The sequence below is a fragment of the Pandoraea sp. NPDC087047 genome (genome assembly GCF_044745225.1).
GTDB lineage: Bacteria > Pseudomonadota > Gammaproteobacteria > Burkholderiales > Burkholderiaceae > Pandoraea.
On the sequence record NZ_JBIUZU010000008.1, the window covers coordinates 151,382 to 165,139 of the forward strand.

Consider the following 13,758-nt stretch of genomic DNA (forward strand, 5'->3'; position numbering starts at 1 on the left):
TGACACAAAAAACACCCTCCGTCATGTCGCTCACTGCCCTCGCTCTCGTCGTCACCGCCGCTTTCCTGCATGCCACGTGGAATTTCGTCGCCAAACGAATCGATACGCGCGAAGGTGGCGGCGCGCAACTCGTCTTCCTCTACGCCCTGCTGACCGTCGTGCTGTACACGCCGCTGGCGCTGTACTTCCTGATCGGCGCGCAAGCCGATTGGCCGTCACCGCTGGGCTGGGCCGTGATCGCGCTGAGCGCCCTGCTGCATTACGGCTACACGCTGGTCTTGCAGCGCGGCTACCGCGTGGGCGACCTGTCGGTTGTCTATCCGCTCGCGCGCGGCACGGGGCCGTTGCTGTCCTCGCTGGGCGCCATTGTGCTGCTCGGCGAGCGTCCCGGCTGGCTCGCGCTGGCCGGTATCGGTCTGGTGGTCGGCGGCGTGCTGGTCATTGCCGGCGGTGAGCGTCTGTTGCGCCGCGGCAGCATGCACGCGGGGGCGGGCTGGGGGGTGCTCACCGGCGGATTCATCGCGGCGTATACACTGGCCGACGCCTACGCCGTGCGCTCGCTGATGCTCGCACCGCTCGTCTATTACTACCTGGAGAACGTGCTGCGGGTGGGGCTTTCGGCGCCGGCGGCGTTCACGCGTCCGTCGCGCATCGCGATGCTCTGGCAAGCCAACTGGCGCAAGATCATGCTGATCTCGACGATCTCGCCAATGTCGTACTTCCTGATCCTGACGGCGCTCAAATACGCGCCGGTGTCGCACGTCGCCCCGGCGCGGGAGATGTCGATGATGGTCGCGGCACTCCTCGGCGTGCGGGTGCTGGGAGAAGGCGAGATGCACCGCCGCGTGGGCGGTGCCGTGCTGATCGCTCTCGGTGTGGTCGGTCTGACGCTGGGCTGACATCACGGCCACACACAAAAAAGCAAGCACTTACATACGTTGCAACCAAAGTCCCTTGAGGTATTCGCCTTCGGGGAATTGCGTGAGCATCGGGTGATCCATACCTGCGGACAGGCGGCGCAGGATACGCGCGTCGACCCCCGCGTCGACGGCGGCACCGGCCACGATCTTCTGGAAGAGGTCCGCATCGATCGCGCCCGAGCACGAGTAGGTCAGCAACTGGCCGCCCGGACGCAGCAGCTTGAAGCCCGCCATGTTGATGTCCTTGTACGCCCGCGCGGCACGGTCCACGTGGTGGGCCGACGGCGCGAACTTGGGTGGATCGAGCACGATCATGTCGAACGTACGACCCTCTTCGCGCAGGGCGCGGAGGGTCTTGAAGACGTCGGCGTCGCGCCACTCGGCACGCGCAGCGTCGAACCCGTTCAGCGCAACGTTGCGCGCCCCGATCGCCAGCGCCTCGCCCGACGAGTCGATGGACAACACGCTCTGCGCCCCGCCCGCCAGTGCCGCCAGCGAGAAACCGCCGGTGTAGCAGAAGCAGTTCAGCACGTCGCGGCCCTTGGCCTGTTGCTGCACCAGCAGACGGTTATCGCGTTGATCGACGTAGAAGCCGGTCTTGTGCCCATTGCGCACGTCGACGTAATACTTCACGCCGCATTCGTACGTGGTCAGCAACTCGGGCGCTTCGGGCGGCTCGGCCCCGGCCAGCACGCCGGTAATGCTCGGCAGGCCTTCGCGCTCGCGCACCGCGGCGTCGGAGCGCTCATAGACGTTCGGGCAGCCGGTCACGCCGACCAGTGCTTTCGTAATGGCGTCTTTCCACGCTTCCACGCCCGCCGCCATGAACTGGCAGACGAGTTGGTCGCTCGCCGGCTCGCCCGGCGCGCACTGATATCGGTCGACGATCAACCCCGGCAGGCCGTCGGCCTCGCCGAAGATTAGACGCGTGGCGCCCGTGTCTCGCACCATCGCTTCGCGATACGCGAGCGCCGCCGACACGCGACGCTTGAAGAACGCATGATCGACCGGCTCGTTTTCGTTGAACGTCCACACACGGGCACGGATGGCCGAGACCGGGCTGAACGCGGCGCGCGCGAGGAAACGTCCGTCGGCCGCACGCACCACGACCGTTGCGCCGGATGCCGGATTGCCGTCCACACGTGCCACGGCGGTGGCGTAAATCCAGGGGTGACGGCGCAGCAAGGACTTTTCTTTGCCGGGCTTGAGGGTCAAGGTATTCATGCGGGACGGACCAACGGTTGCGTTCGGAGTGACGGCAAGTCTCGCGGCACGGCGCGGGGAGCGGCACGGCCACACGCGGGCGGCGTCCGGGAGGCGGACGGACTAGGCACCCTACGGGACTTGCTGGGAAGGACGCGATTCTACACCGACTCGGCACGCCCGCCGCAAAGCACCGGGCAACCGTCAGGCGAGCTCAGGGCTTCTTGCGCGAGCGCGGATGCGCCTGATCGTAGACCTTGGCGAGATGCTGGAAGTCGAGCTTCGTGTAGATCTGCGTCGTTGAAATATTGCTGTGACCGAGCATCTCCTGCACGGCACGCAGATCGCCGGACGATTGCAGCACATGCGTCGCAAACGAGTGACGCAGCATGTGCGGGTGCACGTGCGTGGGCAACCCGGCGGCCAGCGCATGATGCGCCAGCCCCTGCTGCACCGCGCGCGCGCCGATGCGCTTGCCGCGCGCCGACAGGAAAAGCGCGTACGGCTCGGCCGTCGCCAGCGGGGCGCGCATCTCCAGCCATTGCGCGAGCGCCTGCGCCGCTTTCTCGCCGACCGGCACGCGACGCCGCTTATTCCCCTTGCCGGTCACGACGACCTCGCGCTCCGGCAGATCGAGCCAACTCGCAGAACGGTAGCCGTCGGCCCCCGCCTCCACGTAGTGATGGTCGAGCCCGGTGAGTTCCGACAGACGCAGACCCGACGAATACAGCAGTTCGAACATGGCCCGGTTGCGCACCGCCTCGGCGGAGGTACCCGTCGCAAACTCGACAAGCGCCGACGCCTGATCGGGCGACAGCGCTTTGGGCAACGGTTTGGGCTGTTTCGGCGCTCGCACGCCTTCGACCGGGTTCGCGGCCAGTTCGGATCGCCCGGCGAGCCATGCGAAATAGCCTCGCCATGCTGAGAGCTTGCGCGCAATCGAGCGGCCGACGAGCCCCTCGCTGTGCATCTGCATGACGAAGCGCCGGATGTCGCCGTGCTGCAGCGATTCGAGCGGACGGCCGTTCGCCAGACGCTGCAATTGACGCAGGTCGCGGGTGTAGTTCTCGAGGGTGAGCGCCGCGAGCTTGCGCTCGCTGTCGAGCGACGTGAGATACGTACGGATGGCGGGGTCGAGCGGCATGTCCTCAAGCCCGTCGTGCGACTTGTCTGCCGGCGGCTGCCCGCGACCCGCAGCGCCTGCGGATCGGGCGGCAGATGGTTTTCGCTTCGTCTCCTTCGTCCGCGTCACGGCCTTGCCCCCCCTCGCCCCCTTGGCGGCGGGAACACTGGAGGCGCCGGAAGATCGAGGCGAACGGGGCGACATAACCATAAGGCGCTTCGCGGGTATCGTCGTTGGATCGCCGTCGATCCGAGCGGCATCAGTCGTGAGCGCGCAGCTTGCCGAGGGCGGCCCCGGCCAACTCGCCGATCTGCGTCAGGAAGTCGGTCGCCATGCCTTCGTGGAAACGGCGGGCGTCTTCCGACCCCATGACGAGCAGGCCGAAGACTGGGCCATCCGCCACTTGCGGGTCACGCAGCGCGAGCAAGGCGACGGATGCCGGATCGCTCGGCGCGCCCAGCCACGTCACCGCTTCGAAGCCGGTGTTGGCACCGCAATACGGCGTGGCGAGGCTCGACGCGAAGATCTTCACCTCTTCGCTCACGCTGCGGGCGAACTCGGCCGGCTGGTACGGCGCGGCAACATTCCACAGACGCACCGCGGCGTACGGGACGTTGAAAACGTCGCGCAATCCACGGGCGATCGCCTCGGGCAACGCGTGAGGATCGCGCTCGCCGAGCAGGCCGAGGGTCCAGCGGTGCAATTTGCCCGAGATATCGTCGTTTTCGTGGCCGTAGCGCATCAGTTCGGCGAGGCGTCGCTCGATCTGCTTGGTCTTCTCGCGCTGCATCTCGATCTGACGCTCCTGCAACGACACCGCCCGCTGACCATGCGGGCTGGTGAGCCGCACACCGGCCAGCAATTCGGCATGGCGCTCGAAGAAGTCGGGATGCGCGATCAGGTATTCCGCAATATCTCGGTCGTTCATGAATGTCCGTCTGCTGTTCGTCAACTGCCACCGGCCGCGCCTTGAGCACAAAGCGGGCCTGCGGCCGCCTGGGTCGCTAAATCAGAATCCGTCTGAAACCAATGCCGTACTGCCCTGCTGCCCGTCCTGACGCGCGGCGTCAGATCTCGATGGTGCCTTCGAAGACCGTGGCAGCCGGCCCCGTCATGATGACCGGACCGCTTGCGCCGTCCCAGTCGATGGTGAGTGTGCCGCCGTGCGTCTCGATGGCGACGGGCGCGGTGAGCAGGCCGCGACGGATGCCCGCCACCGCTGCCGCACAAGCGCCGGTGCCGCAGGCGAGCGTTTCACCCGCACCGCGCTCGTACACGCGCAAACGCGCTTCGTGCCGATTCACCACTTGCAGGAAACCGGCGTTCACACGGCGCGCAAAGCGTGCGTGACGCTCGACCAGCGGGCCGTGTGTCTCGACCGGCGCGGTGTCGACGTTCTCGACCACCTGCACGGCATGCGGATTGCCCATCGAGACCACGGAAACCCAGGTCGTGCCGCCCGCGATGTCGAGCGGCCAGAGCATGTCGTCGCCCTCGCGACGGCCTTCCAGGCCGCTGGCGTCGAACGGCACGTCGGACGGCGTCAGGACCGGTGCGCCCATATCCACGCTGACCTGACCGTCTTCACGCATCGTGAGCGTAATCACGCTGTTCTGTACCTCGACACGCACCGTCTGCTTGTCGGTAAGGCCGGTGTCGCGCACGAACTTCACGAAGCAGCGCGCGCCGTTGCCGCAATGCTCGACCTCGCCGCCGTCGGCATTGAAGATGCGATAGCGGAAGTCCACGCCCGGCAGTGCCGAGCGTTCGACGAGCAATAGCTGGTCCGCGCCGACGCCAAAATGACGGTCGGCAAGCGCACGCCACTGTTCGGGCGTGAAATCGATGGTCTGCGAGATGCCGTCGATCACGACAAAGTCGTTCCCGGCGCCTTGCATCTTGGTGAATTTGAGCTTCATGCCGCTATTGTAGTGGAGAAGGTCGACGCACATCCGGTGGCGGTCAATAGACGCCCGGCTGGCCCTCCGGGCGCGTCTTGAAACGCTTGTGCACCCAGTAGTACTGCTCCGGCATTTTCAGAATCTGTTCTTCGAGGAACGCATTCATGCGGCGCGCGTCGGCGTCTGGGTCGCCGCTGGGATAGTTTTCCCAAACGGGGAACACTTTCAGACGGTAGCCCTTGTAGTTCGGCAGCACCTCGCCGATGAACGGCAGAATCTGGGCGCGGCCGACTTCGGCCAGTCGCGACACGGACGTCAGCGTGCAGGTCTCAACCCCGAAAAACGGCACGAACGTGGAATTTCGCGCGCCGTAGTCCATATCGGCCGCCAGCATGACGGGCTTGTTCTTGCGGAACATGCGCAGCACGTCGCGGGCGCTGTCGCCGCGCGGGATCATCTCCGCATCGAAGCGGCCGCGCTGCTCGCGGGCCATCGCGTCGAACGCCGGGTTCGACATGGGCGTGTAGAGCGACGCGCACGGCCGGTGCAGCGAGTAATTGATGAACACCGACCCCGCCTCGATTCCCACGAAGTGAAAGCCGAGCAGGATCGTCGGGGGCATGTTCGGGTCGCGCAGGTCGACCGCCGAGTCGAGTTCGATGAGCCGTTCGAGCTTCTTGCCGTCGGCAAACCATTGCACGCTGCGCTCGGCGTAACTGCGAATCGCGTGCACGAACGACGCCTTGGCGACGCGCTCGCGGGTCGCCTCGTCCCAATGGGGGAAACACAGGCGCAAATTGGTGTGCACGACTCGCTTCCGGGAGCTGGGAATCAGGTACAGCAAATGCCCGAGGCCCGCGCCGAACCGGGCGACCCAGCTATAGGGCAGCAGGTTGAGACCACGCAGCAGACCGACGCTGAGGTAGTACCCGAGGGATTTCTTGGGAGTGGTTGCCATGTCGCAAGCAAGATTTCTTTAGGGGCGTATAATAAGCGACATCGCCGAGTTAACTGACAACTTGCGGGGCGATTCGAGTGAGCCACCATACATAGGCAGCCCATTCGACCAACTTTCCGCTAAAGCGTCGCCGCTTCCCCTCCGATGACGGCTACGTGAGTCGCCAAATTCATTTGAGGAGCCAGAAGTGGCAAACGACTATTTCTTCACTTCCGAATCAGTTTCCGAAGGCCACCCGGACAAGGTCGCCGACCAGATCTCGGATGCCGTTCTCGATGCCATCCTGACGCAGGACAAGTACGCACGCGTTGCCGCGGAAACGCTTTGCAACACGGGTCTCGTCGTGCTCGCCGGTGAAATCACCACGACCGCCACGGTCGACTATCAACAAGTCGCACGCGAAACGATCCGTCGTATCGGTTACGACAACACCGACTACGGTATCGATTACAAGGGCTGCGCCGTGCTGGTCGCCTACGACCGCCAGTCGCCGGACATCGCGCAGGGCGTGGACCGCGCACACGACAACAACCTCGATCAGGGCGCTGGCGACCAGGGCCTGATGTTCGGTTACGCATGCGATGAAACGCCGGAACTCATGCCGCTGCCGATCTACCTGTCGCACCGTCTGGTCGAGCGCCAGTCGCAAGTGCGCCGTGACGGCCGTCTGCCCTGGCTGCGTCCGGACGCCAAGTCGCAGGTCACCATCAAGTACGAAAACGGCCGTCCGCACAGCATCGACACCGTTGTGCTCTCGACGCAACACCATCCGGACATCGGTCTGGACGCGCTGCGCGAAGCCGTGATCGAAGAAGTCATCAAGCCGGTGCTCCCGGCCGACCTGATCAAGGGCGATATCAAGTTCCTGGTGAACCCGACCGGCCGTTTCGTGATCGGTGGCCCGCAGGGCGACGCCGGCCTCACGGGCCGCAAGATCATCGTCGACACGTACGGCGGTGCTGCACCGCACGGCGGCGGTGCGTTCTCGGGCAAGGATCCGTCGAAGGTCGACCGCTCGGCAGCCTACGCCGGCCGTTATGTCGCGAAGAACATCGTGGCCGCCGGTCTGGCATCGAAGTGCGTGATTCAGGTCTCGTACGCCATCGGTGTGGCCCGCCCGACCTCGGTCATGGTCAACACCTTCGGCACGGGCAAGATCAGCGATCAGCGTATCGCCGAACTGGTCGAGAAGCACTTCGACCTGCGTCCGAAGGGCATCATCCAGATGCTCGACCTGCTGCGTCCGATCTACGAAAAGACCGCCGCTTACGGCCACTTCGGCCGTGAAGAGCCGGAATTCTCGTGGGAAGCCACCGACCGCGCCGCCGCCCTGCTGGCCGACGCCGGCCTGCGCGCCGTGGCCTGATTCGGGACACGCTCACGACCGACGCCAGCGCCAGCCGGCGTCGGTCGAACAAAACCCCCGCCCGGGTGACCATAGATTGTTTTGGGGCGACGTCCCGTGCCGCGCGTGCGTCCGACGTCAGCGCAGCAACAGACGCATCATCGTCGTAAAGACCTTGCCGTAAGGCGGATTGAGCAGTCCCGCGCCATTCCAGCGCGCCTGCCGGAAGATGGGTTTCTCCTTGGAGAACGTCCGGAAGCCGATTTCGCCGTGATACCCGCCCATCCCCGACGGCCCCACGCCGCTGAACGGCAACGTGTGCTCGGCGACATGCAGCAGCGTATCGTTGATCGTCACGCCACCGGAAATCGTGCCGTCCACCACCTGATCGATGCGCGCATTGTCGGTGTCGAACACATACAGCGCGAGCGGACGCGGGTGCTCGTTCACATACGCGATGGCCGATTCCAGATTGTCGTAAGGCACCACCGGCAGCAGCGGCCCGAAAATCTCCTCTCGCATCACGCGCATGCCGTCGTGCACACCGGTCAGCACCACGGGCGGCAGACGTCTGCGCGTCGCTTGCGCCGGAGTGTCGAAGAGTTCGTGGGACGTGGCGCCCTGCGCCACCGCCTCGCTCGCGAGCCCGCTCAGACGCTCGAAGTGACGTGCCGACACGATGCTCGTGTACTGCGGATTGTCGACGGCCTGCGGGTACAGCTTCGCTGCCGCCTGCCGCGCGCTCGCCACAAAAGTGTCGAGCTTTTCGCGCGGCACGAGCACATAGTCGGGCGCAATGCAGGTTTGCCCCGCGTTGACCAGCTTGCCGAACATGATGCGCTCCACCGCGTGCTCCCAGCGCGCGCCGGGGCCGATGATCGCGGGCGACTTGCCGCCGAGTTCGAGCGTCACCGGCGTGAGATGTTCGCTCGCCGCGCGCATCACGTGATGGCCGATCGACGTCGCACCGGTAAACAGCAAATGGCCGAACGGCAGCGTCGAGAACGCGCGCGCGACTTGTGCATCGCCGGTCACGACCGTCACCCATTCCGGCGGGAACGTCTCGGCCATGGCCGACGCGAAGACTTCCGCGAAACGCGGCGTCACCTCCGAGACCTTGATCATCACGCGATTCCCGGCGGCCAGCGCATCGGTGAGCGGCCCGATGGCGAGCAGCAGCGGGTAATTCCACGGCACGATCACGCCTACGACCCCCAGCGGCTGTGGGATCAGGGCACGACGCCCCGGTAGCATCCACAGACTCGCCCAGCCGTGCGAGCCGCGCATCCAGCGACGCGTGTGCCTCAGCGCATGCTTCAGGTTGCCCAGCGACGGAAACACTTCGAGCATGTCGGTTTCCAGCGCCGAGCGGCCGCCGAAATCCTCGTCGATCGCCTTCGCGAAGGGCTCGCGATACTTGTGCAGCATCGTTTGCAACGCCCTGAGCTGACGTTTGCGCGTTGGCCAGTCGACTCGCGGCGAGGCGTCGTGAGCGCGGCGCATCGCGTCGAAACGCGGCAACAACAAGGCGCGCGCGACATCGTCGTCATGCGCCGCGTGCAATGCCGCGGCGTCGTGCAGACCGCCCGCTTTGCTCACGTCCCCCACTTCACCCATTCCACCCACTCCACCCACTTCGTCTTTGTGTCCCATGCCGTTCCCCCTTGCGTGCGCCGGCGCATCGCTGCGCCGGCCGCCGCCGTCGATAGGTTGTCGTTATGTCAGGGTGATGCCGTGCAGTCCGCTTGATGCAAACGCGGCGCATCGACCGAATCAACCAAGAAAAGCCCTGTCGAGCCACGCGCGCTGCACGGCGACGGAGAGCGTGTCCGGCATCACGCCGTAGACGCGCCCGCCGGCGTTGGAAAACCGGCTTTCGATGAAACCGTGCGCCAGCTCGGACGGCGCGTGTTCGAGCAGCAACGCGGCCTGCGCGAGCAACACGATTTGTTGTGCGATGGCACGGGCTCGCACCGCATGCGTCGCCGGATCGGCAGCGAGCCAGCCGTGCAACTGGGCCAACGCGGCGCGCAATGTCGCATGCGACGCGACACGTTCGCCAAGCCACTGGAACCAGCTTTGGGCGACGTCCGGCTCACGGCTCATGGCGCGCAGCACGTCGAGACACATCACGTTGCCCGAGCCTTCCCAGATCGAGTTGACCGGCGCCTCGCGATACAGTCGCGCGAGCGGTCCCATCTCGACATAACCATTGCCGCCCCACACTTCCATGCACTCGCCCGCGAGTTCGAGCGCGCGCTTGCACACCCAGAACTTCGCGGCAGGCAACACGATGCGCCGCCATGCGCGCTGAGTGGGTGAATCGTCGTCTGCGGCGCTCGCATCGAACGCCTGCGCGAGACGCATCGCCAGCCACGTCGCCGCCTCCGACTCCAGCGCCAGATCCGCGAGCACCGTCGTCATCAAGTCCTGATCGACGAGCTTCGCGCCGAACGCCGTGCGATGCCGCGCGTGATGAATCGCCTGCACCACCCCCGTACGCATCATCGCCGCGCTGCCGATCACGCAGTCGAGCCGCGTGTACGTCGCCATCTCGATGATCGTGGGCACGCCGCGCCCCGGTGCGCCCACGCGCGTGCCGTAAGCGTCCTGAAACTCGACTTCGCTGCTGGCGTTGGAGCGGTTGCCGAGCTTGTCCTTGAGACGCTGGATCTGCACCGCGTTCTTGTGGCCGTCCGGTGCATGGCGCGGCACGAAGAAGCAGGACAGCGCATCGCTGTCGCTCTCGCGCGCGAGCACCAGATGGGCGTCGCACTGCGGCGCGGAGAAGAACCACTTGTGGCCGACGAGCGAGAACGTGCCGTCGCCCCGGTCGGTCGCCGTGGTGGTGTTGGTACGTACGTCGGAGCCGCCCTGCTTCTCCGTCATACCCATACCGATGAGCACGGCGTGCTTCTGCGCGAGCGGCACGTCGCGCGGATCGTGCTGCGGGGCGAACAGTTTGTCCTTGATCGTTGCGAAGAGCGCGGGCTCCCGGGCAAGCACGGGAATGCTCGCGAAGGTCATCGTCGTGGGGCACAGCGCGCCGGCCTCGTTCTGCGCGTGCAGGAAGTACGACGCCGTGCGCGCCGCCATCGCCCCGCCGCGAGGATACGCCCACGGCAGCGATTGCAGTTCTGCGCCGCGTAACAGCGCCATGAGCGAGTGCCATGCGGGATGAAACTCGACGCGATCGATGCGATTGCCTCGAGCATCGAAAGATTGCAATTCCGGCGAGTGACGATTGGCCGTCTCCGCCCATTGCTGCACTTCCGTCTCGCCCAGACGCGCGCCCTGCCGGTGCAACGCCTTCGCATGCCAATCGGCGTCGAACGTGGCGACAGCGGCTTGCAGCGCGGTGTCGGTGGCGTAGAGGTTGTAATCCGTGAGCGGCGGCACCTGATTGGTGACGTCGTGCGTCTGCCAGGCTTCAGTCATACTCATCTCCCTTCGATCCCCGCCACCGCATCTCCCGTGCCAAGCATAGGACGGACATGCCAGTCGATCCTTTCATCATAGCGCCCGGGCCCGCTCGCTCCGCAGAATTAGAGGAATGCTTCACTTCGCCCCCGGGCACAAGCATTGTCTGCCTACAATGAGTGCCGCTGCGAGGTTACGTCCATGAAGTCACGCCCGTGAAGCGACATTCACGATGTCCGGCACGCGCAGCGAGAGACATTGGCATCGCAAAAAAGATAAGCAAAAAGCAGCGAACCCGCATTCAACACCACAGTTGAAGCAATGCCATCCAAGGGAGGATGACAGCATGGACTATGACTACGTCATCGTCGGCGGCGGCTCGGCCGGTTGCGCGGTGGCCGCGCGTCTGGCCGACGCGTTGCCCGGCAGCACGATCGCCCTCCTCGAAGCGGGGCCGCCCGACAACAGCTTTCTCGTGCGTCTGCCGCTCGGTCTCGCGGCGCTCGTCCCCTTCGCGTCGCGTCGCAACTACGGCTATCGCACGACACCGCAAGCCGGGCTGTCGGGGCGTCAGGGCTATCAGCCGCGCGGACGCGGTCTCGGCGGGTCGAGTTCGATCAACGCGATGATCTACACGCGCGGCCATCCCGACGATTACAACGACTGGGCGCAGGCCGGCTGCACCGGCTGGGGATGGGATGACGTGCTGCCGTACTTCCGTCGCAACGAACATAACGAGCGCGGCGCAAACGAATGGCACGGCACCGGCGGCCCGCTTAACGTGGCCGACCTGCGCACGATCAATCCCTTCTCGCGACACTATCTCGACGCGGCGCGCGAAGCCGGATTTCCCGTGAGCGACGACCTCAACGGTGCGCAATACGAAGGTGCGGGCATCTATCAGGTGACGCAGAAAGACGGGCAGCGATGGAACGCCGCGCGCGCCTATTTGCACGGCAAATCCCGCGGCAATCTGCATGTGATCACCGACGCGCTCGTACAGCGCATCGTCTTCGGCGGCAAGCGCGCGGCGGGCGTCAAATTGCAACGGCACGGCGCGCTGGAGACGATTCGCGCGCGCGCCGAAGTCGTGCTGAGCGCCGGCGCATTCAACTCGCCGCAGTTGCTGATGTGCTCGGGGATCGGCCCCGCCGGGCAGCTTCGCGCGCATGGGGTGGAAGTTCGCGTCGATGCACCGGGCGTCGGGGAGAACTTGCAGGATCACATCGACTTCATCATCAACAAGTACGTCGCGCATCGCGATCTCGTCGGCTACACACCCGCCGGGCTATGGCATCTGCTCACGCAGGGGTTGGACTACTTGCGCGAGCGGCGCGGCCTGTTCGCGAGCAACGTGGCCGAGGCGGGTGGCTTTCTGAAGAGCGATCCGACGCTGGCGCGCCCCGATTTGCAGATGCACTTTCTCGTGGGCATTTGCGACACCCATAATCGCCGTCTGCATTTGCGACGCGGTCTGTCGTTGCACGCGTGCGTGCTGCATCCGAAAAGCCGTGGACGTGTCACGCTCGCCTCCGCCGACATGCGCGACGCCCCGCGCATCGACCCCGCATTTCTGCAAGCGCAGGAGGACGTCGACACATTGCTGCGCGGCGCGCGCGTGATCCGCCGCATTCTCGCGGCGCCGTCGCTCGCGCAGTACGGCGGCGAGGAATTGCATAGCCGGGGTGTGGAATCGGACGAAGCGCTCACGGCGCTGATCCGGGCGCGTGCCGACACCATCTATCATCCGGTGGGCACCTGCCGAATGGGGAGCGATGCGGCGTCGGTCGTGGATCCCGCGTTGCGGGTGCGCGGTGTCGAGGGGCTGCGCGTGGTGGATGCGTCGATCATGCCGTCGCTCATCGGCGGCAACACCAACGCGCCGTCGATGATGATCGGTGAAAAGGCGGCGGATCTGATGCTGGGGCGTGCGGCGGCGTCGATACAGAACGTGCACATGGCGTGCGTGGATCGCACGCTTCACGAGACGGCGCCGTTAGCCGCCCGTACGCAACCACAAGTCTAGAAAGCGCTCGCCCCATAGCACGCTCGCCAATGCCCCCAGCACCAGCCACGGACCAAACGGCAGCGGCTCGCGCAGCGCGCGCCCGCGCACCAGTCCCAACACGGCGAAGGCGAGCGTCGCCGCGAGCGCACCGAACGCCAGCATCAGCGGCACGCCCACCCATCCGAGCCACGCACCACACGCGGCAACGAGCTTGGCGTCGCCACCGCCGAGTCCGTCCTGACCGGTCAGCGAACGATAGCCCGCAGCAATCGTCCACATCACGCCGTACCCCAGCGCCGCACCGATCACCGCCTCGTCCAGGGGCAACGTCAGCCCCACCACGCTGCACAGCAGGCCGCCCCACAGCAGCGGCAGCGTGAGCCAATCGGGCAGCAGGCGCGTGTCGATGTCGATGAGCGTGAGCGCAAGCAACATCGCACCGAAGCCGCACCATGCGAACATCGTGGCGAATTGCTTCATCGGCGCGAACTTCCATGCGACGGCGGCGAACAGCACGCCCACGATCAGCTCCACGAGCGGATAACGCATGGAAATCCCCGTGCGGCAATCGGCACATCGTCCGCGCAGCAGCACATAGCTGAACACCGGGAAGTTGTGACGCGCCGCGATGCGCGTCTCGCAATGCGGACACCGCGACGGCGGCCACGCGAGGTTGAAGACAGGCGTGACCGGCGGCATCTGCCCGGACCATGCGGCGACTTCGTGCGCCCAGTGCGTCTCCAGCATGCGCGGCAGACGATACACGACCACGTTCAGGAAACTCCCCGCGAACAGCCCGAGCACCGCCATTGCGGCGGCCACCGCCTCACGCGGCAGCGCCCGGAATTCGCACCACAGAAAATCGATGAGAGATGCCATC

The 13,758-nt window shown here is 65.7% G+C and carries 11 protein-coding genes; 3 read left to right on the forward strand and 8 right to left on the reverse strand.

The annotated features are described in order from the left end of the window. Nucleotides 1–23: 23 nt before the first annotated feature. Nucleotides 24–899 (forward strand): EamA family transporter, encoded by an 876-nt coding sequence (locus ACIPHM_RS16880; protein ID WP_400330369.1) that lies wholly within the window; start codon nt 24–26, stop codon nt 897–899. 30 nt (nt 900–929) lie between these two features. Here ACIPHM_RS16880 and ACIPHM_RS16885 read toward each other — a convergent pair whose 3' ends face one another. The 5 genes from ACIPHM_RS16885 to ACIPHM_RS16905 form a co-directional block, all read right to left on the reverse strand. Then, a complete protein-coding gene (locus tag ACIPHM_RS16885) occupies nt 930–2,144 on the reverse strand; it encodes a class I SAM-dependent rRNA methyltransferase (RefSeq protein WP_400330372.1) in 1,215 nt (404 codons plus the stop codon). Nucleotides 2,145–2,337: 193 nt separating this feature from the next. Next, nucleotides 2,338–3,267, reverse strand: a complete 930-nt coding sequence (gene xerC, locus ACIPHM_RS16890) for a tyrosine recombinase XerC (protein ID WP_400330375.1) — start codon at nt 3,265–3,267, stop codon at nt 2,338–2,340. Between the two features lie 238 nt (nt 3,268–3,505). After that, nucleotides 3,506–4,174 carry a DUF484 family protein gene (locus ACIPHM_RS16895; protein ID WP_400330378.1) on the reverse strand — a complete coding sequence of 223 codons (669 nt, stop codon included), beginning with the start codon at nt 4,172–4,174 and terminating at the stop codon, nt 3,506–3,508. Nucleotides 4,175–4,313: 139 nt separating this feature from the next. Then, nucleotides 4,314–5,165 carry a diaminopimelate epimerase gene (gene dapF / locus ACIPHM_RS16900; protein ID WP_400330380.1) on the reverse strand — a complete coding sequence of 284 codons (852 nt, stop codon included), beginning with the start codon at nt 5,163–5,165 and terminating at the stop codon, nt 4,314–4,316. 43 nt (nt 5,166–5,208) lie between these two features. Continuing rightward, nucleotides 5,209–6,105, reverse strand: a complete 897-nt coding sequence (locus tag ACIPHM_RS16905) for a lipid A biosynthesis lauroyl acyltransferase (protein WP_400330383.1) — start codon at nt 6,103–6,105, stop codon at nt 5,209–5,211. 187 nt (nt 6,106–6,292) lie between these two features. On the opposite strand from ACIPHM_RS16905, the gene metK reads away from it, so the two are divergent. After that, entirely contained in the window at nt 6,293–7,471 is a 1,179-nt protein-coding gene (metK, locus tag ACIPHM_RS16910) for a methionine adenosyltransferase (RefSeq protein ID WP_400330386.1), read from the forward strand. Nucleotides 7,472–7,588: 117 nt separating this feature from the next. Here metK and ACIPHM_RS16915 read toward each other — a convergent pair whose 3' ends face one another. Together ACIPHM_RS16915 and ACIPHM_RS16920 are read right to left on the reverse strand one after the other, a co-directional pair. Continuing rightward, nucleotides 7,589–8,953 (reverse strand): coniferyl aldehyde dehydrogenase, encoded by a 1,365-nt coding sequence (locus ACIPHM_RS16915; protein ID WP_400330864.1) that lies wholly within the window; start codon nt 8,951–8,953, stop codon nt 7,589–7,591. Between the two features lie 270 nt (nt 8,954–9,223). After that, complete coding sequence (locus tag ACIPHM_RS16920; RefSeq protein ID WP_400330388.1) at nt 9,224–10,888, reverse strand: isovaleryl-CoA dehydrogenase; 1,665 nt, start codon at nt 10,886–10,888, stop codon at nt 9,224–9,226. A gap of 328 nt (nt 10,889–11,216) precedes the next feature. On the opposite strand from ACIPHM_RS16920, the gene ACIPHM_RS16925 reads away from it, so the two are divergent. Continuing rightward, nucleotides 11,217–12,896 carry a GMC family oxidoreductase gene (locus tag ACIPHM_RS16925; RefSeq protein WP_400330390.1) on the forward strand — a complete coding sequence of 560 codons (1,680 nt, stop codon included), beginning with the start codon at nt 11,217–11,219 and terminating at the stop codon, nt 12,894–12,896. Here the strand turns inward: ACIPHM_RS16925 and ACIPHM_RS16930 are convergent. Next, a complete protein-coding gene (locus ACIPHM_RS16930) occupies nt 12,867–13,757 on the reverse strand; it encodes a prepilin peptidase (protein WP_400330392.1) in 891 nt (296 codons plus the stop codon). The genes ACIPHM_RS16925 and ACIPHM_RS16930 overlap by 30 nt on opposite strands. Nucleotide 13,758: the final 1 nt, after the last annotated feature.

Bases quoted from the DNA above. Each gene is read 5' to 3' on its own strand.
- ACIPHM_RS16880 (WP_400330369.1), top strand. From the start codon at position 24: ATGTCGCTCACTGCCCTCGCTCTCGTCGTCACCGCCGCTTTCCTGCAT.
- ACIPHM_RS16885 (WP_400330372.1), bottom strand. From the start codon at position 2,144: ATGAATACCTTGACCCTCAAGCCCGGCAAAGAAAAGTCCTTGCTGCGC.
- xerC (WP_400330375.1), bottom strand. From the start codon at position 3,267: ATGCCGCTCGACCCCGCCATCCGTACGTATCTCACGTCGCTCGACAGC.
- ACIPHM_RS16895 (WP_400330378.1), bottom strand. From the start codon at position 4,174: ATGAACGACCGAGATATTGCGGAATACCTGATCGCGCATCCCGACTTC.
- dapF (WP_400330380.1), bottom strand. From the start codon at position 5,165: ATGAAGCTCAAATTCACCAAGATGCAAGGCGCCGGGAACGACTTTGTC.
- ACIPHM_RS16905 (WP_400330383.1), bottom strand. From the start codon at position 6,105: ATGGCAACCACTCCCAAGAAATCCCTCGGGTACTACCTCAGCGTCGGT.
- ACIPHM_RS16915 (WP_400330864.1), bottom strand. From the start codon at position 8,953: ATGCGCCGCGCTCACGACGCCTCGCCGCGAGTCGACTGGCCAACGCGC.
- ACIPHM_RS16920 (WP_400330388.1), bottom strand. From the start codon at position 10,888: ATGACTGAAGCCTGGCAGACGCACGACGTCACCAATCAGGTGCCGCCG.
- ACIPHM_RS16925 (WP_400330390.1), top strand. From the start codon at position 11,217: ATGGACTATGACTACGTCATCGTCGGCGGCGGCTCGGCCGGTTGCGCG.
- ACIPHM_RS16930 (WP_400330392.1), bottom strand. From the start codon at position 13,757: ATGGCATCTCTCATCGATTTTCTGTGGTGCGAATTCCGGGCGCTGCCG.